Source organism: Paraglaciecola mesophila (genome assembly GCF_009906955.1).
In the GTDB taxonomy this organism is placed as follows: Bacteria; Pseudomonadota; Gammaproteobacteria; order Enterobacterales; family Alteromonadaceae; genus Paraglaciecola; species Paraglaciecola mesophila_A.
In genome coordinates this window covers 2,043,336-2,070,087 of the sequence record NZ_CP047656.1, presented here as the reverse complement: position 1 = coordinate 2,070,087, position 26,752 = coordinate 2,043,336, and the positions used below count along the sequence as shown (strand labels likewise).

Sequence of the window (26,752 nt, the reverse complement as noted above, 5' to 3'; positions counted from 1 at the left end):
TGACTAAAAGCCACCTCTAAACGTCATGCCTATGGTGCGCGGGGTAACGCGTATGCTGGCAGGCGGATCAAACGGAGGGCGACCGATTGCACGCACTACGCCATCGTCATCAAACATATTATTTGCAAACAAGGATATTTCGTAATCAGAGAAGCGTATACCTAAGCGCATATTGGCTACTGTGTACGCATCCATTTTACGGTAGTTGCTGTTTTGCTCACTGAATTCAGTAGAGCGGTCATCCGTGTACTGTACGTTAACCCAACCGAAGCCTTCGAGATCTTTATTTAACTCAGTAGAATATTCAGCTGACGTCGTAAAAGAAATTTCAGGCACGAAGGGCGCTGCGTCCCCCTTTTGTGCGTCTAAGTTTGGCACATCAGCATCTAAGGTGGTGTTGATGTAAGCGCCACCTGCTGATAGCACGAGCCCATCAAGAGGTTTAACGGTTATTTCAAGTTCAACACCTTTACTGGTGGCATCACCGACATTTTCTTTAAAACCAAATCCGCACTCAAAGCTACGACTGGTTTGCATGTCACTCCAATCAATATGAAAGTAAGTCGCGTTGTAGCTAACTGTACCTTGGGTGTCACTGCCTTTTACACCGACTTCGTAGTTCCAGATTTCATCTGGTTCGAAGAAACGCGTATCGCCCCCATCACGTTCGACCTGTGCTAGCTCATCGGCACACACTGATTCAGGAATAGCCCCATTGATACCACCGTAGCGAAACCCTTTAGCCGCTTGAGCATAGATGAGGTTGTCGCGATTTAGGTGGTACGACACATTTAATTTAGGGTTATAACCATCGACTTTGCCTTTGGGGCGAGCGTCGCTGTTGGCTTCACCGTTGAACAAGCCTGATTGGTAAAACTCTATCTCTTGTTCCCAGTTAAAATAACGTAAGCCTGCAGTAATAGACAAATCGCCGATATCGTAATAAAGCTCACCGAAAAAGGCATAGGTCTTCACTGTGAGGTCATCAAAACCGTAGAATAAGTGATCCTCTGGTGCACCAAACGCCGAAGACGGCACGCCTAAGATGGCGTCAGCGCCGGGCACAGGAAAAGTATTCTCATAAAATACGTCCTTTTTGTCTGCGTATGCGCCCACTGTCCACTGCAAGTCACTGTCGGTGGTGGATGCTAAACGTAGTTCCTGTACGAACACTTCAGAATCGGTAAAGTCGATTAGTTCGTGGGGGGTGATCCCCGGAGGCAAGGCAGATTCAAATAGCAAATCAAGTGAGCGAGGATTGACGATTGAACGGTCAAAATAGGACGATGAGCTGGTCAGTTCTGCCCAATCTAGATCGTAAGTGAGGGTGAGATTAGCGATATCCATGGTGTCGTCAAAACCATCAAATGACGGGTAATCTCGCACAAAAAGTGGTGTTGAATCGATATCAACTGGACGTCCGTCGTCTGAATAATCATGGTGGATGTAGCTTAGTTCAACGCTCAGTTCGTTAGTTGGTATGTACAATGCAGAGATCTTTGCACCTTTGGATAACCCGTCATTCAGGTTTTTTTCACCCGTTAAACTGTTATCAATATAACCGCCGTTATCTAAGTAATAGCCGCTAACCCGTACAGCGAGTTCGTTATCAATAATAGGTACGTTAACCAACGCTTTGACTGATTTATTGTTGCTACCATGCTCTATTTTAGATGCGCTGAGTTCGTATTTACCCTTGAATGTCGAAAGGTCAGGATCGTTAGAAACCAAACGTACTGTACCTGTCATCGAGCCAGCCCCAAATAAGGTCCCTTGAGGGCCGCGCAGTACTTCAACGCGTTTCAGGTCAAATAATGCTAGCTCAGGGTTCATGCCGCCCATTGAAATGGGGATTTCATCTAGGTAAATACCAACCGTTTCTTGGTTTTGAGTGTCGTTGTCATTGCCGCCACCGTTTGCGACACCACGAATAGACAAGCGTGTGCGACCCGGGCCATTTTCATAGGCAGTTAGGCTTGGCACCACCCCAAGTAAGTCGGTGAAATCCACCGCTCCTAAATTTTCAATCAAATCTTCGCCCACCACATTGATACTGATGGGGACGTCATTCATGGACTCTGAGCGTTTACGCGAAGTTACAATAACGCGTTCATATTGGCTGGTGTCTTGCGTCGCAGTAGGGCCATTTTCTTGTGCTTGCACATTCATTGAAGTCGTGGCCGCAGCAAGACAAAGTGCAATGGGTGAGTATTTAAACGTTTTTATTGTAACGGACCTGGTTTGGTCACGCAGTATGTGTGTGTTTTGCATGGTGTTCCCTTTTTATTAGTTGATGTGTGCGATCCCTATCGCTAAGTCGTGAACTGATAACTGGCGTTTTGCCATACCTTTTTAGAATAAGGTTTATAGATCCATAGCCCGTTATGCAATAAAGAGGTATGACCTAAGTCAATTATCGGCCCAGTTTCGACTTGTTTTATGCGCCATGCAATCACTTTAAATACTGGTTAGACCTTGCTGATGCTAATAAATACGTGGCTTTAGCCAATAAAACTACTCGAATTAATTATTTGTTACATTTGGCTTTTGTGGTGCATTTTTATTCTTTCGTGGTGCAGAAGAAACACACTTTGTGATTTTTTCTGCAGAATATTCTCAGGTTTTTAACGCTCTTCGCTTGTTAAATTTATCATCAAACGCTTTAAAAATGCGCAGTTCCACTCGCCTGCTGATTTTCTCATGACGCATTTATGAGATTGGTACGTTTATTGAGTTGCCCTAAGTCACTCCTCGAAGAAGGGGCTCATCCACAAAGCAATACCCATGTAAATACATAGGAACCACACACATGAAAACAGCAATTTTGTCATTTCGTCCTACTTTACTCAGCGTGTCGCTTGCCGCGTTATTCTCTGTCAATCATGTGCTTGCTCAAGAGATTGAAGATACATCACTGGAAGATGCGCCTGAAAAAATTCAAGTCATGGGACGTAGAGTGTCAGAAACAGAAGTAGCGATAGGCACAGGCGAGGTAACTAATACCTTAGCTGTGACGCGTGAAGCATTGCTATCAGCCCCTGGGGGTATTTCAGGTTTGAAAATGCTCGAGAGTCTACCTGGGTTCAATGTGCAAACTGACGGCGCTTTGGGGTTATATGAATTTGGTAACTCAGTGAATGTGCGCGCGTTTAATTTAAGTCAAATGGGCTTTGTATTAAATGGCGTGCCCATGGGGCGTTCAGACGCTTTTGGCGGTAGCCCGATTTTCAGATACGTGGACAACGAAAACTTAGCGTCAGTGGTGGCCTCTCCCGGGGCAGGAGATGTATCAGCCCCTAGCTATTCGACACTGGGGCCCATCGCCTCTTATTATTCAGTAGACCCGTCAGATGAAATGGGCGGCATGATGTCACTGACAGTGGGAGATGACGATTTACAGCGCTCGTTCATAAAATTAGAAACAGGTGATATGAATGGCTTTAAAGCGTTTGTGAGCCGCTCGAAAACCGATAGTGATTTGTGGCGTGGCCCAGGTACCATTGACCGAGAGCACATTGAAGCCAAAGCACTTTATGCTTTTAGTGCTGATACCAAACTCACCTTTAACTATGTATCAAACGACTTTTTCGATTATGACTCTCCCTCTGCTAGCGAAGCAACGTTTGATAACGATTATTACTACAGCTATTTAGAATCGATACCTGAAGGTTGTATCGGTGCGATGCCACAAGTGTATGACTTTAACCAAGATGGCACGATAGGCGATGACGACTTCACTCCCGTGTTCACAGGTAGTAACTGTACCAGTTACTACGAAGATAGAATCAATGTACGGGATGACCAGCTGTATTCTTTACAGCTTGAAACCTACTTAACAGACAATTTGCTATTTGCCGGTACTTACTACTTTGAAGACAAAGACGGCTATGGCGTATCACCAGATTCCTATACAAATACCTTGGGCATTTATGAGCGCCAAGCGGCTGCTGGGCTAGATGTTGTGCATCCACGAGGTGTGCAATACGGTCTTTCTTCGGTAGGAGGAGATCGCAAAGGCTTTGTGGCTGACTTTACTCTAGAGCTTGAAAATAATGTGATTGAATTTGGTGGTTGGCGAGAAAAGGATACCTACAATCGTACCCAGCAACGCTTAAATAAAACCGGCGGTAGCGCCGATGGGGACGTGATTTGGGATGAGGTCGCCTATTACCGTCGTGATTATACTGCGGTACGAGAGACCACGCAGTTGTACCTAAAAGATACCATCAGCCTACTTGATGACGCGTTGAAATTAGAGCTTGGTATTAAGTCGTTAAGTGTGGATTACACCTTGGATGGTTATCGAGATTATGCCGACTATGAGATTAATGGTGAAGCAGGTTATGGGCCGCAATCTGTGGGCGGTGAATTTAGTAAGCACTTTTTACCTTCGATTGGCGCGGTGTATAGTCTGAACGACACGGATCAAATTTTTGCTTCTTACTCAAAAAACTATGCGTTGCCCAATGGCACTGACGATATTTACGATAATGCCTTGAGTTTTGAGCCTGAAACGCCCGAGGGTGAAGAAGCAGACAACTTTGAAATGGGGTACCGCACCAATCAAGAAACCTTTAATGCGGCATTAGCGCTTTTTTACACGCGATTCGATAACCGCCTGTTTGCCAGCAACGTATTTAACCCCGCTACTCAGCAGCCTGAGAGCTTTTACATTAATGGCGGCGCATCAGAAGCGTACGGCTTTGAGTTAAGTGGTGTGTATCAACCTGCAGCATTTAACAAGCAGTTGTATTTGAACGCAAATATATCCTACAAAGATGCCACCCTAGTGGATGGCTTCGGTAGTAACCCCGAGGGCAGTCGCTTAGCCGATAGCCCAGAATGGTTAATGACTGCGGGGATCACCTATGAGCCCACACAGTGGCTTGTGGCGAATATGTCGGCCAAATATACTGGTAGTCGCTTTACTGATTATGCTGAAACCTACACCATGGATAGTTACACCATTGTTAGCGCCTATCTGGATTTCGGTGGTGTAAACCCATTTGGTATGCCTGAAAATGTCAGTCTGCGTTTTAATGTAGACAACATATTTGATGAAGAAGTACTGTCGTTTGCGTTCGTTGGCTCGGCCTTTTATCGTCCACTCAACCCACGTAATTTCCAAGCCTCGTTAACGGTGTCGTTTTAATGAATATGAGTAAACATATGTATAAATTTAATAAGAAGTTACTGTCCATCACCCTAGGTTTGCTTTGTTGCCAAGCAGCTACTGCCGCTGTATCGATAGAAGAAGCAACTGCCATTCAACGTAGTTTGGTGACGCTGGACTCCCACTTAGATACACCAGCAAATTTAGTGGTACCCGGCTTTGATATTCTTGAGCGTCATACCTACGACCATGACTTCTCTCAAGTTGATGTGCCGCGCATGAAAGAGGGGGCATTAGATGGTGGCTTTTGGGCTGTGTATTCCCCTCAGGGCGAATTAACTACCTCAGGCTATGAGCAAAGTCGTGATACTGCCTTACTGCGAGCATTGGCGATACGTACCATGGTAGCAGCCAATCCAGATGTGTTTGAATTTGCCACACAATCTGCTGATGCTGAAAAAATAAAGAAGAACAGCAAGCATATTGTGTACATGAGTATGGAGAATGCCTACCCATTAGGCACGGATATTAGCTTGCTTGAAACATTCTATAAATTTGGTTTGCGCATGGCGGGTCCTGTGCATTTTAAAAACAATCAGTTTGGCGACAGCTCGACAGATCCATCTGGTACGAAATGGGGTGGCTTATCGCCCTTAGGTGAAAAGCTGGTGGCTGAGGCTAATCGCTTAGGGATTGTGCTTGATGGCTCCCATGCCCATGATGAAACGGTTAAAGATATGATCCGCTTGTCAAAAACTCCGATTATATTGTCGCACACCGGCAGTAAGGCGATTTACGATCACCCGCGTAACGTTGACGACACTTTGTTAAAAGAATTAGCTAAGTCCGGCGGCGTTATTCAAATGAACGCATACAGCGAGTACCTAGAAGAATTGCCCGCGGATCCAGAGCGTAAAGCAGCATTTGGCGGGCTAATGAAGTTGGTAAAAGAGGGTAGTGATCGCAGTGTTATTCTTGAAAAACGCCGAGAAATAGAACATGAACATCCTGCAGTTAAGGCCTCTTTCGAAGTTTACATGGAGCACTTTCTTCACGCATTAAACGTTGTTGGCCCGAAGCATGTTGGTATAGGTGCAGACTGGGATGGCGGCGGTGGTGTTGATGACATGATGGATGTGGTGAATCTACCTAAAATCACCAAACGTTTACTTGATGAAGGTTACAGCAAAAGTGACTTAGCAGATATTTGGGGTGGTAATGCACTTAGAGTATTACAGCAAGCTCACGATTATGCTGAGAGTTTGAAAACCTCTAAAAAATAAATGCTGTAAAATTCTTAAAAAATGCTCGCCCACTAAACTACTGGGCGAGTTATTTACTGACTGCTGTTTTTGTTTAGGCAAAATTAAAAATACACGGCATAGGAAACGTTTAAAAAGTCTACCCCTGGGTTATGAGTGTTTAAACCGCCATTGGAATAATGCATGTAGCGAAGGGCAATAGATTGGTTCATGTTTTCGCCAAAGTCGGTAACAAGGCCTAAACGGTCTTCGAACTGATAATGTGAGCCGATATCTTTACCTGCAAAGCGGGTATCTTCAACAAGTGATACACCAATACCAAATTCCCATCGAAGAGGGTATTTGTTGGCGATAGTCGCAAACTGTTTGGAAAACACAGGTGAGAGAGCAACGGCGTAATTGGTTTCGTGACGGTTGTCAGCACCGACTTCCCAAAAGTTCATACTGACTTCCCAGTAAATATCTAAATTTCCCAACCATTTAATTTGCGTTAGTTGGGTGGCGTAAGGTCGATAAGCTAGCCGTACACCTTGAATATCATCTGAGCCAAGTAGGTAGTCAACAGCTATCCCTTGTTTTGCTGCAAAAGCATTTGAGCTGGTTAAATAGGTGGTAAGTAACGCAATAACAATAAGTAAAGTACGCATGTGTGTGATCTCTATTAAGTGAATGTGTTAACACTAAATAGGGACGAAAATTAAAATTAAATGGGTTTATTGTTGCAATTTATAGGCTTTACCGTTCGGTAAAACCGAACGGTAAAGTGATTTAATTCTAATTTAAAACAATTGCAAACAAAAACTAGCATGACAGATAGCTTCATTAACTTAGCTAACATAGTGTTAACAATGGGGGCTCGTGAAGAGGTTTAGTGATTAAAAATAGCAGGTGATTTTTCAACTTTTTTAGCGATTTCATCGAGTCGCTTTTGATTGCTAGGAGTCATTTGGCGGCGAGAAAGTTCCAGCAAAAATTGCTTGGTGTTCACAATTTTGTATTTGGCTTGCTCTGCTTCCACTAAACTTTGCAGTAAATTTAAGCTAAATGCCACTTCTCGAGGAAACAACAAGTATGCCTGATAAAAATGCTGAGTGGCTTTTTGGTAGTTGTGCTGAGTGTAATACTCTAACCCAGTTTTATTAAAGCTCATGGCTTCAGGTCGACGCTCACCTATATCTTCTTCGCGTTTCACTACTAACATGTTTGCTACCGTTGCTTCGTTTCCATCATCAAGGGCGGCAACGCGTGCTTTACAAAGGGCCAGTATTTCAGCTGCTTTAGTATCATTGCCTATGCCTTTCCAAGCGGCGATCGCATCGGTCATCTGCATGACATCTCCGCTGGCTGCATCATCCATACCTTCACGGTGCAAAAGTTCGGATGCTTTATCAATATGACCGCCCATAACGGCTGCCGCTGCATATAAAAAGTCTTTTTTAACAATCAGTTTTTGGTCGAGGTTTTTACGCCCCGCTGAACCAATTAAAAACTTAGCGACTTGCAATGTCTTATCACGTTCATTGGCATTTTTGCCCTCAGCTTCTTGCAGATAACAGCGGGCTAAATCGAGCGAGAGTTCGTCGTAGCGCTCACGAATGCCGCGGTTAGATTCGCGTTTCTTTTCGAGTAGTTGAATGGCTTCGTTATTCCGCTCTTGTGCTTGAAAAATATAGGCTTTGAGACGGGCAGCTGACACTGACATTTCGCCCTCGCGGATCTCGTTCATGTGATCTTCAGCTTGGGCATACTGGTTGTTGCCTATGCAAATTCTAGCTAACCATTCTCTGGCTTTATCACTAGTAAGTTGAGTATTCGTTAGCTCTAATAGCATTTCTTCGCTTTGTTTTAGCTGTCCATCTAAATAAAGGCTTTGAATCAATCCCCACTTGGCCCATATGATTTTGTCAGAGCCTCGTAACACATCATTGTAGACACTCGCGGCTTCTTTAAAGCGCTTTATCTTTATCAGTAAACGCGCCTGTAGTTTTACCATTTGGCTGCGCAGACGTGGGCGGCTATTACGCTCAAGCATGTAGACCAGCTTGTGGAGTGCTAACTCAAACTCGTTGTCATCCATCAGTTGAAAAACTGGTTGCAAATAATGATGAAAATTTAGGCAGGCAGAAATGTTTTTCTCGATACTACGTATGGTATAGGGCTTTATGACCAAAGCGTCGGGATGCACATCAACGATTTGGCCCACTATCATGGGCAAGCGATCAGAGGTGATAAATATGATGCTGGTAGAGCTTTTAAGTAGGCCTTGTTCTTGAAGTTCTTGAACAACTTCTACCCCGTTTTTATTTTGCCCTAAGTGGTAGTCCATTAGTAAAAGATCAACACGTCTTAGGCGGACATGGGCCTTTAGTTCTCTGCCGTTACTGAAACAGCCTACTTCAGTGAAGCCCATCTCCATCAGGTGATTGCGCAAATTAATTCGCGCCATGCCGTTATCTTCAACGATGGCGACTTTTATATCGCTAAGGGACATAGAAGGGAGTCATTCCTAGGTGGTTTTTTTGTTTCATAATCAGAAGCATAACAAGAGATTAGCTTAGGATCTTGATTTTATATATTGGCCGTTAGTGTAGCTTAGTGTGCCGCAGAATAACCCAATATGTATACAGAAGTTGTCAGTTCGTCGAATAAAAAATTGAATTGACGTTAACGTAAAGGTAAATTATTTGATAGTCTTGATAACACTTCGTTAACAGTTTTGGTTTGCGGTCAAAATCAAAGCACTTTAAATAGGGCTAGCCATGCAACACGTTCCTTTACTTATCAACGGTGAATTTATTTCATCTGAGTCGCAACAATTTATCGACGTTACCAATCCAGCCAACAACGCTGTTATTGCCAAAGCACCTATCGCTACTGACGCCGAGATAGACGCAGCGGTAGCCAGTGCCAAAGAGGCTTTTGTAACGTGGCGCGAAGTGCCTGCGCCTGAGCGAGCTCGCATAATGATGCGTTACCAACAGCTTTTAAAAGACAACCACGACGAAATCGCCACTATATTAAGTAGTGAGACCGGAAAAACGTTTGCCGATGCAAAAGGCGATGTTTGGCGTGGTATTGAAGTGGTAGAGCAAGCCATGAATGTCCCTTCTATGATGATGGGAGAAACCGCTGAGAATGTAGCTCGCGGTATTGATACCTATAGTTACATTCAGCCCCTAGGCGTGTGTTTAGGGATAACCCCGTTTAACTTTCCCGCCATGATCCCTCTGTGGATGTTCCCTATGGCGGTCGCGTGCGGCAATACCTTTATTTTAAAACCCTCAGAGCAAGACCCATTGACACCAACGCGCCTAGCAGAACTGTTTATTGAAGCAGGAGCGCCAAAAGGTGTGTTAAATGTAGTTCATGGGGGGAAAGACCAAGTGAACAAGCTGCTGAGTGATGATGATGTACGCGCAGTTTCTTTTGTGGGATCAGTGCCTGTGGGCCAGCATGTGTATAAGACAGCGACAGATAATATGAAGCGAGCACAGTGCTTCGCTGGTGCTAAAAACCACTCGGTTATTATGCCCGATGCTAATGTGAAGCAGGTACTGAACAACCTAGTGGGGGCGTCGGTTGGTGCTGCGGGCCAGCGCTGTATGGCTATTTCTGTGGCGGTTTTTGTGGGCGCAGCAAGTGAGTGGATTGATGAACTGGCGCAAATGATAGGCCAAGTGAAGCCAGGATTATGGAATGACGAAGAAGCAGCTTACGGGCCACTTATCAGTCCTCAAGCGAAAGCACGAGTCTTGTCACTGATCCAACAAGGCAAAGACGAAGGCGCGAAGTGCCTAGTGGATGGCAGTGACTTTAGCCTCGCAGGTTATGAGCAAGGAAATTGGGTTGGTCCCACGGTATTTGGTGATGTAACCGCTGATATGCAAATTTACCAGCAAGAGATTTTTGGCCCAGTGTTGTGCTGCATGACGGTGGATACACTGGAAGAAGCGATCGCCCTGGTTAATCGTAATCCTTTTGGCAACGGCACATCAATTTTTACTGCCAGTGGCGCCGCAGCGCGCAAATATCAACATGAGATTGAGGTAGGGCAAGTGGGTATCAATGTGCCTATTCCGGTGCCTTTGCCGTTTTTCTCGTTCACTGGTTGGAAGAACTCATTCTATGGTGACCTGCATGCCTACGGTAAACAGGCGGTGCGCTTTTATACCGAAACCAAAACAGTAACTGCTCGCTGGTTTGAGAACGATATTCCAAGTGGCCCGAATATGACCATCGAATTGAAGTAAGGAACGATTATGAATTTTGATTTGACTGAAGACCAACAAGCCTTCGCAGACACAGCTAGACAGTTCGCTGAGCAAGCCTTAGCGCCAAACGCGGCGAAATGGGACAAAGAGCACCACTTTCCGAAAGACGTAATTCAGCAAGCAGGTGAATTAGGCTTTTGCGGCTTATACACCAGTGAAGAAGATGGCGGTCTTGGTTTAAGCCGGTTGGACTCATCCATTATATTCGAGCAGTTATCCATGGGATGCACTGCCACCACAGCTATGATGACCATTCATAATATGGCGACTTGGATGATAGCGACATGGGGAAAACCTGAATTAAAAGACACATGGTGCCCAGATTTAGTCACAGGTAAATTACTGGCTTCATATTGCTTAACTGAGCCTGGTTCAGGCTCAGATGCTGCAGCCCTTCGCACCACGGCCAAGTTAGATGGTGATGAGTATGTGTTAAATGGGTCGAAAATGTTTATTTCAGGTGCCGGTGAAACTGACGTGCTGGTGGTTATGGCGCGTACGGGCGGGGATGGTCCCAAAGGCATTTCAGCGTTTCTTGTTCCAGCGGATGCCAAGGGCATTATCTATGGCAAAGCGGAAGAAAAAATGGGTTGGAACGCTCAACCCACACGCTTGATTACGTTCGACAATGTGCGTATCAGCCAAATTAACTTACTGGGTGAAGAAGGCCAAGGGTTTAGTTTTGCGATGCAAGGTTTAGATGGTGGACGTGTCAACATCGCCACATGCTCTATCGGTACTGCTCAGCAGGCTCTGAATACTGCCACAGCGTATATGCAAGAGCGTACTCAATTTGGTAAACCATTAGCGGCCTTTCAGGCACTGCAATTTAAACTCGCCGATATGGCCACTGAACTGGTTGCGGCTAGGCAAATGGTGCGTTTGGCGGCATTTAAATTAGATAACAAAGACTCAGAGCGTAGTGCCTATTGTGCTATGGCTAAACGCTTCGCCACGGATGTCGGATTTGAGGTGTGCAATCAGGCTCTGCAAATTCATGGTGGTTACGGTTACATTCAGGAATACCCGCTTGAGCGTCATGTGCGAGATGTACGTGTGCATCAAATTCTTGAAGGAACAAATGAAATTATGCGCATGATCGTCGGACGCCGCCTATTAGCCGCTGACGCCGGTAACATACTGTAAAGCGAGCATAAAAATTCTCAATGTTGAGGATTTTTTGCCATTAAGAATAGGAGTAGATTGTGTCTGATAGCGTTATTTTTCACGAGCGTTCCACCACCAGTGGAATGCGCATTGGTCATGCGACTTTAAATCGCCCGAGTGCGCTGAATGCACTAAATATGGATATGATCCAGTTATTAATGCCACAACTGATAGCGTGGCAACAAGACCCGGCTATTTGTATGGTGATTTTAGATGGCAGCGGCGAAAAAGCGCTGTGTGCTGGTGGTGACGTCGTCGCCATGCACAACGCCATGGCTGATGAGCCTAAAAGCACACCGGCATCCCTGCAGGCCTTTTTCACCGAAGAATATAAACTTGATTACCTGATCCACACATATACCAAACCTTTTGCTATATGGGGAGCGGGTATCGTCATGGGCGGCGGCATGGGCTTGATGAACGGTGGTAGTCATCGAATCGTTACAGAGAGTTCTCGTCTTGCGATGCCTGAAATCAGCATAGGTCTGTATCCTGACGTTGGGGGTAGCTGGTTTTTGAATAATATGCCACCAGGTTGTGGTCTGTTTTTGGGTATGACGGGTGCTAGCATGAATGCCGCCGATGCCTTGTACGTCAATATGGCTGACTATTTCATGCCAAATGATATGAAAATGCAGTGGCTGGAAAGCGCAGAGCAATTGCCGTGGGGCAATGACAACGCGGCAAACAGTGACCAACTAAGCGTATTATGCGCCCATTTCCATCAACAACACCAAACGCTGCTTCCTGAGGCTAAAGTACAGCCGTTACACGGGAAGTTAGCCATCCTAGCCAATGCTAAGACAGCCGCTGAGGTGGCTGAGCAAATCCTAGAATTTGATGGTGGTAACGAACACTGGCTAGCAAAGGCGCAAAAGACACTGCAAGCGGGCTCGCCGATTAGTGCCAACTTGGTATTCGAGCAATTACAGCGCGGCCAAAGTCTGACGTTAGCTCAATGTTTTGAAATGGAATTGATCATGTCCTGTCGTTGCGGGGAATTTGGTGAGTTCCAAGAAGGAGTACGCGCGCTTTTGGTAGACAAAGACCATCAACCCAAATGGCATTACTCAAGCATTGCTCAAGTGCCAAAAGAAACAATGGTCTGGTTTTTCGATAGTCCCTGGCAAGGCACTGAACACCCACTAAGTCACTTAGATAAGGAATAAAGCATGTCTCTATCAAATTACTCTGTAGCGTTTATTGGCCTTGGCAATATGGGCGGGCCTATGGCGGCTAATTTGCTCAAAGCGAATGCCAAGGTCTGTGTTTTCGATTTAGTGCCCCAGGCCGTTGCTGAACTGCAAAGCCAAGGGGCAACGGCAGCTGCCAGCGCTGAAGAAGCGGTGAAAGGCGCTGATATCGTGATATCGATGTTACCCGCGGGTAGACACGTTCAAGGTTTGTATCTGGGTGATAGCGAGCGCGGCGTAGCAGGTTTGATTGACGTGCTTGAACAGAACACGCTGGTCATCGATTCAAGCACTATTGATGCTGCAACTTCTATTTTAGTCGGTAAAACACTGGCAGAAAAAGGCATTGCTTTTGTTGATGCGCCGGTCTCGGGCGGTACTGCAGGGGCTGCAGCGGGTACATTAACCTTTATTGTAGGCGGTGAGGTAAGTGCATACGAAAAAGCGCAGCCTGTATTAAGTGCTATGGGGAAAAACATCTTCCATGCGGGGCAAAATGGCGCGGGGCAAATTGCCAAAATCTGCAATAACATGTTGTTGTCTGTGTTGATGGTGGGCACATCCGAAGCGCTGCAGATGGCCATTGATAATGGTCTTGATCCTAAGGTTATGTCAGACATTATGCTGCAAAGCTCTGGGCGTAATTGGACACTAGAGTTATATAATCCCTGTCCAGGTGTCATGCCTAATGTACCTTCATCGAATGATTACACAGGGGGCTTTATGGTGGATTTAATGCGCAAAGATCTTGGTCTGGCCTTAGATACTGCGTTAAAAAGTCACTCCAGTACGCCTATGGGGGCAATGGCGCAAAATTTATATAATATGCATAGCATGCAAGGCAGCGGTATGCGCGACTTCTCAAGTATATTTGAGCTGTTTTCAGCACAAAATAAACAACAATAACCGCGATTTATCAGCAGTAGAAAGGTTTCAAAACAGGAAAATACATTATGCAATTAAAAGGGTCAGTTATCGCCATTACCGGTGCCGCTCAAGGTTTGGGCCGAGCAATGGCACAAGAAGTCGCCGAACAAAGAGCAAGCGTTGCATTAATCGATATGCAAAAAGAACCGCTGGAACAAGCAGCTAAAGAACTGCGAAGCTTAGGTGTTAAAGCTGAATATTATGTAGTTAATGTTACCAACGAGGCGGAAGTCGAAGTTGCATTTGCTGATATAGGTATGGAGTTCGGCCAATTAAACGGCTTAATCAACAGTGCAGGTATTATGCGAGATGGCATGTTGCTGAAAGTCAAAGAAGGCAAGGTTGTCAGCAAAATGTCCAAGGAGCAGTTTCAATCAGTGCTTGATGTAAATGTGACGGGCACGTTTTTGTGTGGTCGTGAAGCGGCTAAACAAATGATTGAAAGCAAAAGCGATGGCGTGATTATTAATATTTCGTCCGTTTCGCGCGCCGGTAACATGGGGCAAACAAATTACTCCGCTTCTAAAGCCGCCGTAGCGACTATGACAGTGTCGTGGGGGAAAGAGCTCGCCCGTTTTGGTATTCGAACTGGATGTATAGCGCCCGGATTGGTTGAAACTGCCATGGCCGCGCAAATGCGCCCAGAGATGCGAGAGGCGTTCTTAAGTACAGTGCCACTGCGACGCTTGGCGAATGTGGAAGAGTTAGCTCATACAGCGAAGTACATATTTGAAAATGATTACTTCACTGGTCGTACTATAGAGTTAGATGGAGGAACGCGCGTATAAACGCGGGTTACTTGAACTGATATATTATCCGGGGGAAAACACGTATTAATGGTTGATTAATGCGTGTTTATTCCAATTTTCATTTAGTTATCTTTGCTTTAGGTTGTTTTTTAGTTTAAACCTCTATTTCCCCTAATCTTCTTTTGCATCAGCATGATTTATATAGATAAATTAATTTAATTTATCACTATGTCTCGATGTGTCTGTTTTTTTTACATCTTCTATTTTTAATGAATTAAATGTTATTTTTTTTGTTAAAAATCAATTGGTTAAATCTCTTTCTTTAATGGTTCGTTTCTTGCTAAGACACAAATCCAGGAAATATTATTTTTTGACGTCAATACGAGATTTAAAGGAAGTAAGAGATGTTCGTAAGTAAAAAATTGTCATTATCATTCTGCGCCGTTGCAGTTGCACTGAGTTCTTCATTTGCTCACGGTATTCAAATCACATCTACCGGTGATGCATCGGTTTTGTCGGATACATTGATCATTCCTAATAGTGGTGTCACCGTCACAAGCGCCGTTTTAAGCGGTGGCAACAGTGACTTTGATTTTAGTACTCAAGCAGGGACGTACACTAACGCCACAGGAACTTACGGCTTGCCAAGTGAAGGCGGCGTGGTATTTAGTACCGGGAACGTTAGTCACTATGAAGATGGCCCAAATAATTTTTCAGGTGATGAAAACTCAGGCGGCGGATCTGAAGATGACTCGGATGACATACCAGAGAACGGGACCGATAACGGAAATGAACTCGAGTGTCCGAGTTGTTTTGAACAGCAAAATTCGCAGCAATCAACGACAAATTCAACTACGCCTGCACCTGCAAATACTCCAGAAAATAACGAAGTCGGTGATGAAATTGGGGGGGAAGGTAGTCCCGCTACGGATGAGCAAAATGCGCTACTAAGTGAGATTACTGGTCAGGCTGAGCACTTTGACCCCATAGAGTTAAGCATTACCTTTGATGTAGATGACAGCGTGTCGGTTATTTCTTTTGTAGGGGCGTTTGGCTCCGAAGAATTCCCTGAGTTTGTTGACTCCGAATTTGTCGATGGGTTTGGCATGTTTCTAAATGGGGTTAACGTGGCAGGGGCGCCAGCAAGTGACGGTTCTACAGATGGGAACTTGTTGCCAATTAATATTAATCATCCTGATTTTGCAGAGATAGAAGGGACAGAGCTGAATGGTTTGTTAGCACCCAATGGCGTGCCTATCCTTCGATTTGATATTCCCGTTGAGCCAGGCAGTACAGGCAACACCTTTACTCTTTTATTGGCGGATGCATCAGATTCTGCATTAGACACCACCATTTTCTTAAGTAGCTTTGGTAACTTTGATGCTGAGACTGGTGATTCAGAATTTACCCCTATTTTGCCGGACGCGAGTAACCCAACGAATGAAAATGGTGATTTTGTATTCGTGCTGCCCGAAGTTGAAGCGGGAGAAACTATTTGGATAGATCCTGATGTTGCGACCGGTTATACCTACACAGCGACAGACGGAGGCTTATTCGCTAGCGTAACAGCACCGACTTTACTGAGCGTAAATGACAGCGATGGGTATTTACTCAGCTATTTAGTCAATGGTGTTGAACAAGTGGTAGCGTTAGCCAGTGGTCAAACTTTTGAATTTGATATGCCAGTGCCTGAATTCACGATCTCTAGCATCAACGTTGAACTTGCCTTAGATCCGACGGATCCCTTAGCGTTCGTTACCGGTGTGGCATTCAGTGAAGGCGGTCAGTTTGGTGTGATTCAATCACCCATCACCGAATTTGTTGATGACAGTGTCGCAGTTTCAGCACCTGGGACGTTTGCAATATTTGCCCTTTCATTACTTGGCTTATGTGGTTTACGTCGAAAAAAGTTTTAATCACTTTTTAATTGATTAAAGTAACCCAGTTCGATGTATTGAACTGGGTTTTTCCGTTTTAAAGGGTGAGAAGTAAAACATGAACAAATTTAAAGTGATGATTCTAGCTATGCTATTGAGCGTTCATAGTGGACTTGTGCGCGCGGCCGATGACAATGGTAAGTTTGCGGTTAAAGGCGCGGGAAAGCGCCTGTGTAGTAATTTTTTACTCGCGGCAGAACAGAAGACGACTGATTATTATCTTTATGGAGGCTGGCTTGAAGGTTACATCAGTGCCTATAACCGGTTTCAGCCAGAAAACTATGATGCCACACCTTGGCAAACCACTGAGTTGCTGTTAGCACTGTTGCAGCAAGATTGCGAAAATAGCAAAGACAAACATTTTCTTACGGTCACTAACGGCTTGCTCAAAGCTTTGTTTCCGATCCGCTTGCCCGCTGAATCGGCGCTGGTGGCGATTGATGTCAATAACGCGAAAAGTTATTTTTATGTGGAAATACTCAAGCGTGCCAAGCAGCGTTTAATCAAAATGGGCTATTTACAAGACGTAGGAAACAGTGATTTTGATCAAGCGACATTAGAAGCATTTAAGCATTTTCAACGAGACCTTGGCTTAGCGCAAACTGGCGTACCAGATCAAAATACACTGATGAATTTGTTCTTGAAAAAGTCAGGTTAATCAGACAAGTTTTACTGGGTTGAGCAAGCGTACTTTGATGCTGTCTTGCTCAATCATAGTAAACACCCTAGGGCGAATTTCATCTTTCCACCATTGGTTATACGTTTGCTGATATATTGCTTGGCGAGTTTGTTCGTCGTCAAATTCCCTTAACCATACAAACCAATCATTGCCGTTTTCATCTGTGTGGACATACGTATGCAAGATGCGCATTCCCTGAGAAACTTGGTAGGGCAACAATTCTGCTTTTAGCCACTGAAGCCAAGCTTGTTTCATATTGGGTTTAATTTTGTATTCACGAAGTTCGACAATTGCCATGTCACTTTACCGCTTTCTTGACTGGTTCGCCGAAACGAAATATTTGCCCTTCGTTAGGTGCCATTTTCTGCCAGCTTTCGTTGCCTGTTAATGGTTCAGTTGCGATAACCGTGACGATATCGTTAGGGGTGGTCTCTTTGGCAAAATCAATATCTACATCAATATCCGATAAGTGGGCTTTGCCAAAAGGAGCTCGCCGAGTGATCCATTGCAACTTGGTTGAACAAAAAGCAAGTAAGTACTCACCATCAGTGATGAGCATGTTAAAGACGCCGAGCTTGTTCAGTTTTTTGGCTTCACGTTGCAAAAAATTAAACGCTGAGATGCGTTTGCTTGGACGATGAGGAAAACGGTTATCAAGGGCACTCATTAAATAGCAAAAGGCCCGTTCACTGTCTGTTGTGCCAACTGGGGTGAATCTATCTATGGGTAAATCGGCATAGCCACTTAATTGACCATTGTGAGCATACGTCCAATTACGGCCCCATAATTCCCGGCTAAAAGGGTGGGTGTTCTCCATGCCAATGCGACCGCGATTGGCTTGGCGAACATGGGCAATCACAGCCGTACTCTTTATTGGGTAGTCAGACACCAAACGGGCTATTTCAGATTCGTAACTTGGCTGACGATCTTTGAATATACACACGCCTTTTTGCTCATAAAATGCCACGCCCCATCCATCTCTGTGAGGACCAACGCGACCCCCTCGCTCTCGAAGACCTTTGAAACTAAAGCAAATATCAGTGGGGACATTCGCTGACATGCCTAATAACTCACACATATTTCGTCCTGCGTTTTGCTGATAAAGGGATTATAACCTGATTGCGGCTCAAGCTGGGTGAATTGTAGTAATTGACATACTTAAAAATAAAACGCAATTTTTTTGGCGGTCATAACTGGTAAAGCACGCTTATAGGGAATGAGACTTAATTAACAGGAGTGTGATATGTGCTCACTAGTGCTTCAATACCCAGCGGTATTTTCCTGCAATACGCTGTTATTGGCTGCTTGGTTGTACAGTTGGCCTGCGATGGCAATAACGTTAAACCCTTATAGTATTTCAGCCCCCGACAGTGAGGTATTGCTTTACTCCTCAGTGAACGCCATGGACGACAGCCTCCCCCCCATTCTATTGCCGGCGAAAGCACGGCCGAGAAAAATTCAAAGTACAAAACAATATGCTCGTCGCTTAATGGGAGACAAGCAGCGAGCAAAGATGCACTTAGCACTCAAAGATGCTCCTAAGATGGCGATGGTCAGTTGCATTTTTTTCGCCTTGTTATGTCTGTGCCGCAAGCTTGTTCATCGGTCAGCTCGACAGCGGTTGCGCGCTGTTAATAGTGCAAATTGAGTGCTTAGGCTTAGGTCATTCAAGCTGCGAAAAATAATTTACAGCAAATAAAAAATAATATGGCGGTTTTTGCGCGGGTATTGCGCTTATTAGAAAAGAGATAAGAAACCTACGTTTACCCTAGCGCTTTTATCTCAATAAAAAGTGGAAGATATGACGTATTTCGGCTCCCTGTGCATGGCGCGTTTCACCATGCTAACGCACAGTCGCAAATTTCTTCAATTAGCAGATAGCTCGGGCAGTAATTCGTTTACTGAATCTTTCCCAGCTAAAACAAGGACAGGAATCATGACCACGAACATTGCCCAAACAACGTATAAAGAACGTTACTTTACCTTCGTAATCCACAACCCAAAATGGATTTTGTTGATTGCAGCGCTATTGATTGTTGCTATGGGGGTAGGCCTTAAAAATATTAAAAAGGACCCGTCAGTAGATGCGTTTGTACCCAGTGATCATCCCGCTGCATTAGCAAGAGATAGAGCCGGAGAGTTGTTTGGGCTAGAAGATCCGATTGTGCTGGGGATCGTGGCTAACGAAAATCAATCTGCATTTAGCACCGATATTATTCACGCGTTGAGCCTTATTCAGCGCGAAGTACGCGAACTGGAAAATGTGAAAAAAAATGCATTGATCAGTATTTTGACTGAAAGTGTGATTCATGGTGATGACGGAGATTTGCTCGTTGATCCGATCATACCTAAGGGTGTTGTGTCCCCAATTAGCGCTGAAAGAGCGTTAGAAAGGGTGCGTAGCATGCCAATGATGGATGGCTTACTCGCATCCAAAAATGGCGATACGCTGACCTTAATTATACCTGTACAAGACGCAAATCATGCTACTGAAACCTATCAGCAGGTGCTGGCAATTGCTCAGGCTCATCGTCCTGCCAATGCTCAGGTTCATGTAACAGGAGTCGCATCAATGAACGGCCGACTGGCGCAAATGGTGAATCAAGATACCCGAATTTTCATTCCCATGGCTATTGTCACTGCGTTGTTAGTTATTTTTATTGCGCTGCGAGAGTGGCGAGGATTACCAGGTCCCTTGTTGGTCATTGCGGGCTCTGCTGCGATGACGGTTGGTTTGATGGGATGGTTAGACGCTAAGTACTATTTAATCACCACTGCATTGCCGGTGATCATCATGGCGATATCCATTGCCGATAGTTTGCATGTTTCCACGCTTTTCCTAGAAAAATGCCGCCTAGAACCAGATAAAAACAAAGCAGAGCTGCTGCTTGGCACACTGAATCAGACCTTCTTACCTGTTACCTTGACGACAGTGACCACAGTGGCTGGGTTTGTTGGCCTTGCCATTGGCTCTTCCATGCAACCAATTGCAGAGTTTGCTTGGTTTGCTGCCGCGGGTGTTATGGCCGCTTGGGTATTAAGTTTAAGCGCCTTGCCAGCCGTTATCCTGCTATTGGGCTTAGGGGCAAAAGAACAAGCGCAGTTTGTGCAAGACAGCCCAGTCAATGCGGGCGTTTATCGCCTGACCCAAAATGCGTTTAATCATCCGTGGACGACAGCGTCAAGTTTGATATTGGTGCTGACCATTTTCATTTATTTTGCTACTCAAGCCCGATTCGATTATGAGCGCCAACGTTATTTTCAAAGCGACGACGCGGTTCGTATGGCTGACGTCACGTTGAACTCTCATTTGCAGGGGCTCAACTTTTTGGATGTAGTGGTTTCAGGCCACGAGCCGGGAGATTTAATGACGCCAAAGGCGATGCATGCCATAGCGCAGTTACAGCAACGCATTGATAAGTTGCCACTTGTGGCAAAAAGTACCTCTATTAGCGACTATATGAGTGTTATGCACCGTGCGCTGACAAACGCTCCCGCTGGCGAATTACCCAGCGCAGAACATGCTCCGGCGCAATATATGTTTTTGTATGAGGCCGCGGGCGACCCGGGAGATTTCAAAGAGGAAATCGACTTTACCTATCAGCACACCCTTGTTCGTGCGCAATTGACTACTGATCGCTTTAGTCAAGTGAGCCCTGTTGTTTCTGAGTTTGAAAACATTGCTAAAAGTTGGTCCGAGGAATTCGGTCTTGAGGCCAAAGTGAGTGGACGCGTGGCCGTTAACTCTGGGTGGATGAAATTACTCGCATCTTCTCATTTTACTGGATTAAGTCTGGCTATCGCCTTTGTGTTTTGTTCATCGCTGCTGGCATTTCGTTCGTTGTGGCCTGCATTGCTGAGCTTGGTGCCTATTCTAACAGGCGTACTCTTTACTTATGCCGTGATGGGACTGCTGAAAATTGACATAGCCCCCGCGACGTCAATGACAGCCGCTATTTCTACTGGCTTAGGCGTCGATTTTGCGATTCACCTTATTTCAGGCGCGCGCCAGTCACTGCAAAAAGGCTTGGCACCTAGAGCGGCTTTCAGTGGGCACTATGTGGTTATTGCTCGGGCGTGTGTGTTTTCAGCTGTCGCCTTAGCGTTCGCTTTAGGGGTTATTTGTCTAAGCTCTGCGCCGCCTTTGCAGTGGTTTGGGGCACTTGTCGCATCAGCGTCTATCGGCAGTTTGTTAGGCGCGATCATAGTGATCCCTGCCTGTTATGCCCTGTGTGCACCCACGCCCTATGTGATTAACGTAAGAGGAAGTGTGTAATGACATTATTTAACGCCACAAACCTAACTAGCACAAGCCATAAAAGAGCGCGTACAAGCCTAATTCAAATCAGCTTTTGGCTGTTCTGTGGGCTTCTTATTCAGCCTGTTTCAGCGCAGGAAAACAACCAAATGTCGGCCCTAGAATTAGCCAATAAAGTGCTAACGAGAGCGGCAAACGATGGGCGAGCAGGAAATATGCACTTTACCTTGCACAATGATTCAGGAGGCGTGCGAAAACGCTCGGCTTTATTTGTTCATTCTGTTCATCAAGGCGATACCAAAATAGGGATCTATTTTACTGCACCGGCTGCGCTGCAAAATACCGGATTTTTAAGTTATGACAAGGTATCAGGCAGTGATGAGAATTGGCTGTATTTACCGGCCACTGATCGCGTTCGCAAACTGCCCGCTTCGAGCAAAGGTGACTACTTTATGGGCACAGATCTGACCTATGGGGATATTAAAGACAATTTCAAATTTACCTTACTAGATTGGGACTTTGCCTTAGGTGAAGAGCAAATCGTAGAGCAAAAGCGTTACCTGGTTTTAAAGGGCATCAGCAAATCGAGCGGTAAAGCGTCAGAGCTCGGATACAGCAGCTTTGTTGCTCGGGTTGACCCAGACACTTACTTCCCGTTAGAAATAAATTACACGGACGTAGATGGTATACCGCTGAAAACCATCTCTGTAAAACGTTTAGAGCGCATATCAGATGCCTGGATAGCAACGCATTTCATCGTCACCAATACTCAGCTCGCCCATAAGACGGACGTTGTGTTAAGTGATGTTAAACACATTCCTGATTTACCACAAAGTATTTTGACTGCTGATGAGCTGAGTTACGGCGTACCCAGTATTGCCGGACTATAGGCGGCTTTAGGGTAAAGTAAAAAGGTGAGGGAATAGGATGAAAAGTCACTCGGATATTTATGGTTGCATGTGCATAAGTAAAAGATGGAATTGCATCGCTTGGTGTTTATTGCTTGTTTTCATGGGGCTGATTGCGCCACACGCCAATGGTGAGGTGAAGTTGCAATCAAGCCAAGTTTCGCTGGAATATCGCACGGCAGTCAACTTGAAAAGTACGGATGTAGATCTGTCTAGAGTGAGCGTTATTTCACAGCATAAGTTGCGTTTAAATCCGCGTTGGAGTGCTCAGCTTAATATGCTTGCGCAGTTTGCTTTTGATGAAACAGGACTAGGTAGTATTGATAACTATGCTTCGTTTAATCAACCAATAGTGGATAGCAAAGACACTCGCGTTGAGCTGACGAGAGCGTTTTTAATGTGGCGTAAACGTGCCACTAGTGTCGTCATCGGAAAGCAGGTCACCCCTTGGGGAGTCCTAGATGGCGTACAAGTGACTGATCGTTTCGATCCCGTGCGTCGCCGTGATTTTGTGTTAACGGATATGCGCCCTGAGCGTATCGCTAGATGGGGAATACGTTGGCGCAGTAAATTGGATGGCTGGCATGTGGATACCTCTTTAGCATTTGATGGAACGAGTACGCAGCAGGCCAATATTGGCGATACATTCTTTTTATCCTCAACTCGGTTTACCGGTGGCTTATCAATTGCAGATTTAGGTTTTGAGGGGCAAGCGCCAACCGTTGATTTAGCGCAGGCGCTAAGAATACAAACACCGGAACGAGAGCACACAGTTAACCAAAGTACTGCAGGGGTTAAATTTGGGCATAGTCTAGGTGAGGGGGATATGTCATTCATGCTATATCGAGGGCCTGACACAGATCCTGTCATTCAACTACGCGAAGCGATGGTGGCGAGTCTACCGATAAACGTTCGCTTTGATTACTTACGCCGCACCGTGCTCGGGGCGACTTATGATGTCACGCTAGGTACACTCGTTTGGCGGATGGAGCTTGCGTATATACCCGACCAACCTTTAAATGTGCTAGGCGAGCAGCCCTTAATGCAGGCGCGGGCAAAGCGGGTACTGATAGGAGGGGGAGTCGACTGGCGAGCACCGGCAAATTGGTTTGTGAATGCTCAGTTAGTGGTAGATTACATACGCGATAAAGAGCTGAATTTGGTACGCCCAGCTGCTGATACACTGCTTACCCTAAGGGCACAGCGCAGTTTCTTTAACGAGCGATTACTTTTCAAAGCGGAGCTAATTGGCAGTGTGAATCAAGGCGATGGTACGCTGCGTCCTGCCTTGGTATACGATTATCATGACAACGTGAAATTTCAAACGGGGATTGATTGGCTGTTTGGACATTCAAACGGCCAGTTTGGTCAATTTAAGGATGCCTCGCGCTGGTGGGTATCTGTTAAGTTTACCTTTTAAATATAAGGCGCTAGGGTCTGCGTTGCTCCAAAGCAACAAGCTGGGCGCGGATCGTCGATGCCTGCTTCGTTTTACCTGAGCCTTCGTATTCAGTTAGCAACGAAGTTAATACCCATGGTAGTTCGGGTGCCGTCATACGTGGGTGGGCCTGTGTTAAGCGCACTATGCTACGCAAATGTTCAGCGCTATTCGCGTTTTGTTCAAGGGCTAGGTACGCTCGTGCCAAACCTAAATGGGCATAATACGCTTCAATATACTTGACTTGCAGGTGCTCGATTTCCATCAGTCTGTTTTGTTGCTGCTCTTTATCAATGCTCTGTTGGCGACTGGTTAAAATGTGTTGATAATGTGCAATGGCGTTTTGGTATTCTTGATTGGCAGTTAGCGCGTCAGCCAATACTTGGGTGCCAAATAAAATCTTTAAGTTGTCATCTGCCCATATATTCTTGGCGAGTGATAATGTGCTCTGTGCTAGCGCTAATGCTTGCGTTGCACGGTCTGTTTTCAGATATAGCTCAGCTAATGCAAAACGGGTAACATAGTTTAGGGCATGAAGTTCGCCTGCTCGCTTTGGCAAAGCAGCCAAAATCTCGTTAAACAGTGCTTCTGCTTGGGAATACTCCCCTAATCCGAGATGAATACGGCCCATACTGAGTTTGGCATCAAGTGTGTCTTGATGTTGTTCTCCCAAAACGTGTATTGCTCGCTCTAAACGTTTCTTGGTAGGGGCATACCCAGCTTCAAATTGACCTAAGCGCTCCAGTACATAACCAATGCCGGCCAAGTTATACAATGCTAATCCATGATTTTCGTTCCACTCTTTCAAGCTGGCTTCTAGACCTTGCCGGAAGTACTCTTCGGCTTTTTGGTAATCCCCTAATGCATAGTAGTCAGCACCAAGACTGGTAATCGCGAGAATGGTGACAATATTCGCTGGGCCTAAGGCATTTAAACTTTTATCGTATATTTCATTGTGCAGATTGATGGCCATAAACGAATTGCCAGTATCATTATACAATCCTGCTAGGTTAGACATAACACCCAAGGTTTTTTCATCGTGCTCACCAAAGATACGTTTGGCGACGTCTATTGACTCTTCTAGGATTGGACGCTGCAGATCAAATTTGTCTGCGCGATTATAAGAATTGCTTAACGCTCTAAGTACGCGGTAAAACTCGGCGTCGTCAGTTTGATATTCTCGATGCAGTGTCAACGCTCTTTCTAAGTGCCCAATAGCTGGATGAATTACCCCTAAACGGAAATATATGTCGCCAATAGTGCGCCTCACCGAGGCCTCTATTAAAGGTTGTGAAAATAGGGTGTGGCTGTCATCTTGGTTTAGTTTTTCACTGGCTTTATCTAAAATTTGTCGCACTGTTATGACTTCGCCTTGGGCGTCATCTGGGTTTATTGAAAAGAACATGTTGTGCAAGAAGTCTGTGATAGCAACCGCTTTACCGCGCTCCTGCTCGGCAATATCACGCTCGAGTGCAATACGCTGAGATTGAATGAATATTGCGCTACTTGTGGTGGTCATAGTAATAAGAATGAAAGCCGCCAGCGAACTAGAAAGACGGTTGCGGCGTAAAAATTTTTTACTGCGTGTGACCCACGAATTACGGTGCGCTGTCACAGGGAAGTGGTTAACAAAGCGCTCAAGGTCGTTAGAAAACTGGTTAACACTCTTGTACCGCAAGGACGCTCTGTTATGCAGGGCTTTTAGCAATATTGCATCTAGGTCACCTGCGATATCCTTGGCTTTTATCCCGCTAGGCTCAATCTGCGCTGTATTTCCAAGCACCGATTTATTGTGGGTTAACAACTGACTTGGCGGTGTAGGTGTAAATTTGAGAATAGCGTTATGTAGGTTGTCTGTAACGTGCCCATAAGGCAGTTGCTGCGTCAGTAGTTTGTATAAAATGACCCCCAATGAATATATGTCAGTGCTGGTGGACAGAGGCTCGCCACAAATTTGTTCTGGGCTCGAATAATGTAGGCTAAGCAAACGCTCAGCTTTGTTTGCTTCAAGGCTATGTTCGCCATCGCTAGGTTCTTGCTGGTCCAGCAGCCTGGATATGCCAAAATCGAGCAACTTTGGCTCACCGTCTATGGTGATGAGTATGTTTGAGGGTTTTAAATCACAGTGCACTACCAAGTGTTGATGAGCGTATTGGACTGCATCACATACTTTTTGAAAAAGTTTTAACTGTTCGTGCAGGCCCAGTTTTTTTTGTTGGCAATAAAGGTCAATAGGTGTGCCTTCAATGTATTCCATGACTAAATAAGGCTGATTTGTGTCAGTTGTGCCACCATCGAGCAGGCGTGCGATATTTGGGTGTTCTAGGTTCGCTAAGATCTGTCGTTCGGTTTTAAAGCGTGATGCTCTATCTGCTGTTATAAGCACGTTGCGGTTAATTTTTATTGCCACGCGTTGTGTGTAGTGTTCGTCCGCTCTTTCGGCTAGGTAGATATCGCCCATTCCTCCTTGGCCAATCATCTCAATCAATCGATAACGGTCAACCACATCGCCTATTTTTTGTGAAGTTTGGTTGACAACACAATGAGCGGCGTAATCGATGATGGAATCAATTTCGGTGCTTTTTTCATGGTGCGATAATAGTGAGGTCACTTCTTGATGCAAGTGAACGTTATTTTCACATTGCTGGTCTATGTAACTGCTTCGCTGCTCCACAGGAAGAGTAATTGCGTGATGAAAAATGTCTTGTACTGTTTGCCATTCGTTGTTGTTCATTTGCTTTAGTCCTTTACGCAAAATGTATTAACCGAATGTTAGATTAATATCTATTGAATGAAAATTAGTCTATTCCTGTGCTAAAATTATGCAACTCTATTTCACTTCGCCGTGTG

At 45.2% G+C, this 26,752-nt stretch carries 19 protein-coding genes; 13 read left to right on the top strand and 6 right to left on the bottom strand.

Annotated elements, in window-relative coordinates; translation table 11 throughout:
* Nucleotides 1-3: 3 nt before the first annotated feature.
* A complete protein-coding gene (locus FX988_RS08840; RefSeq protein ID WP_160179273.1) occupies nucleotides 4-2,271 on the bottom strand; it encodes a TonB-dependent receptor in 2,268 nt (755 codons plus the stop codon).
* A gap of 538 nt (nucleotides 2,272-2,809) precedes the next feature.
* On the opposite strand from FX988_RS08840, the gene FX988_RS08835 reads away from it, so the two are divergent.
* Entirely contained in the window at nucleotides 2,810-5,152 is a 2,343-nt protein-coding gene (locus tag FX988_RS08835) for a TonB-dependent receptor (protein WP_160179272.1), read from the top strand.
* Nucleotides 5,153-5,169: 17 nt separating this feature from the next.
* Complete coding sequence (locus FX988_RS08830; protein WP_254700762.1) at nucleotides 5,170-6,396, top strand: dipeptidase; 1,227 nt, start codon at nucleotides 5,170-5,172, stop codon at nucleotides 6,394-6,396.
* A gap of 83 nt (nucleotides 6,397-6,479) precedes the next feature.
* Here FX988_RS08830 and FX988_RS08825 read toward each other — a convergent pair whose 3' ends face one another.
* A complete protein-coding gene (locus tag FX988_RS08825; RefSeq protein WP_160179270.1) occupies nucleotides 6,480-7,022 on the bottom strand; it encodes an acyloxyacyl hydrolase in 543 nt (180 codons plus the stop codon).
* 221 nt (nucleotides 7,023-7,243) lie between these two features.
* Nucleotides 7,244-8,866: a response regulator gene (locus FX988_RS08820; RefSeq protein WP_160179269.1), complete on the bottom strand. Its 1,623-nt coding sequence runs from the start codon at nucleotides 8,864-8,866 to the stop codon at nucleotides 7,244-7,246.
* 268 nt (nucleotides 8,867-9,134) lie between these two features.
* Here FX988_RS08820 and FX988_RS08815 point away from each other — a divergent pair, with 268 nt between their 5' ends.
* From FX988_RS08815 to FX988_RS08785, 7 genes are all read left to right on the top strand, one after another.
* Nucleotides 9,135-10,625 (top strand): CoA-acylating methylmalonate-semialdehyde dehydrogenase, encoded by a 1,491-nt coding sequence (locus FX988_RS08815; RefSeq protein ID WP_160179268.1) that lies wholly within the window; start codon nucleotides 9,135-9,137, stop codon nucleotides 10,623-10,625.
* 9 nt (nucleotides 10,626-10,634) lie between these two features.
* The gene (locus FX988_RS08810) at nucleotides 10,635-11,792 is read left to right on the top strand and encodes an acyl-CoA dehydrogenase family protein (RefSeq protein ID WP_160179267.1); all 1,158 of its coding nucleotides are present in this window, start codon (nucleotides 10,635-10,637) and stop codon (nucleotides 11,790-11,792) included.
* Between the two features lie 59 nt (nucleotides 11,793-11,851).
* Nucleotides 11,852-12,982, top strand: a complete 1,131-nt coding sequence (locus FX988_RS08805; RefSeq protein ID WP_160179266.1) for an enoyl-CoA hydratase/isomerase family protein — start codon at nucleotides 11,852-11,854, stop codon at nucleotides 12,980-12,982.
* Between the two features lie 3 nt (nucleotides 12,983-12,985).
* The gene (mmsB, locus tag FX988_RS08800) at nucleotides 12,986-13,912 is read left to right on the top strand and encodes a 3-hydroxyisobutyrate dehydrogenase (protein WP_160179265.1); all 927 of its coding nucleotides are present in this window, start codon (nucleotides 12,986-12,988) and stop codon (nucleotides 13,910-13,912) included.
* 47 nt (nucleotides 13,913-13,959) lie between these two features.
* A complete protein-coding gene (locus FX988_RS08795) occupies nucleotides 13,960-14,721 on the top strand; it encodes an SDR family oxidoreductase (protein WP_160179264.1) in 762 nt (253 codons plus the stop codon).
* 365 nt (nucleotides 14,722-15,086) lie between these two features.
* Entirely contained in the window at nucleotides 15,087-16,598 is a 1,512-nt protein-coding gene (locus FX988_RS08790) for a choice-of-anchor L domain-containing protein (RefSeq protein WP_160179263.1), read from the top strand.
* A gap of 79 nt (nucleotides 16,599-16,677) precedes the next feature.
* A complete protein-coding gene (locus FX988_RS08785) occupies nucleotides 16,678-17,277 on the top strand; it encodes a peptidoglycan-binding domain-containing protein (protein ID WP_160179262.1) in 600 nt (199 codons plus the stop codon).
* On the opposite strand, the gene FX988_RS08780 is transcribed toward FX988_RS08785, so the two are convergent.
* Together FX988_RS08780 and FX988_RS08775 are read right to left on the bottom strand one after the other, a co-directional pair.
* Nucleotides 17,278-17,595, bottom strand: a complete 318-nt coding sequence (locus FX988_RS08780; protein WP_160179261.1) for an NIPSNAP family protein — start codon at nucleotides 17,593-17,595, stop codon at nucleotides 17,278-17,280.
* A gap of 1 nt (nucleotide 17,596) precedes the next feature.
* Complete coding sequence (locus FX988_RS08775; protein ID WP_160179260.1) at nucleotides 17,597-18,376, bottom strand: class II glutamine amidotransferase; 780 nt, start codon at nucleotides 18,374-18,376, stop codon at nucleotides 17,597-17,599.
* A gap of 165 nt (nucleotides 18,377-18,541) precedes the next feature.
* On the opposite strand from FX988_RS08775, the gene FX988_RS08770 reads away from it, so the two are divergent.
* The 4 genes from FX988_RS08770 (at nucleotide 18,542) to FX988_RS08755 (ending at nucleotide 23,884) form a co-directional block, all read left to right on the top strand.
* Nucleotides 18,542-18,946, top strand: a complete 405-nt coding sequence (locus FX988_RS08770) for a hypothetical protein (protein WP_160179259.1) — start codon at nucleotides 18,542-18,544, stop codon at nucleotides 18,944-18,946.
* A 288-nt stretch (nucleotides 18,947-19,234) separates the two neighbouring features.
* Complete coding sequence (locus tag FX988_RS08765) at nucleotides 19,235-21,574, top strand: efflux RND transporter permease subunit (protein WP_160179258.1); 2,340 nt, start codon at nucleotides 19,235-19,237, stop codon at nucleotides 21,572-21,574.
* Nucleotides 21,574-22,446 (top strand): outer membrane lipoprotein-sorting protein, encoded by an 873-nt coding sequence (locus tag FX988_RS08760; RefSeq protein ID WP_160179257.1) that lies wholly within the window; start codon nucleotides 21,574-21,576, stop codon nucleotides 22,444-22,446. Before FX988_RS08765 ends, FX988_RS08760 begins: the two co-directional genes overlap by 1 nt.
* Nucleotides 22,447-22,483: 37 nt before the next feature.
* Complete coding sequence (locus tag FX988_RS08755) at nucleotides 22,484-23,884, top strand: DUF1302 family protein (protein WP_254700761.1); 1,401 nt, start codon at nucleotides 22,484-22,486, stop codon at nucleotides 23,882-23,884.
* 10 nt (nucleotides 23,885-23,894) lie between these two features.
* On the opposite strand, the gene FX988_RS08750 is transcribed toward FX988_RS08755, so the two are convergent.
* Nucleotides 23,895-26,636 (bottom strand): protein kinase domain-containing protein, encoded by a 2,742-nt coding sequence (locus FX988_RS08750; RefSeq protein ID WP_160179256.1) that lies wholly within the window; start codon nucleotides 26,634-26,636, stop codon nucleotides 23,895-23,897.
* Nucleotides 26,637-26,752 lie beyond the last annotated feature (116 nt).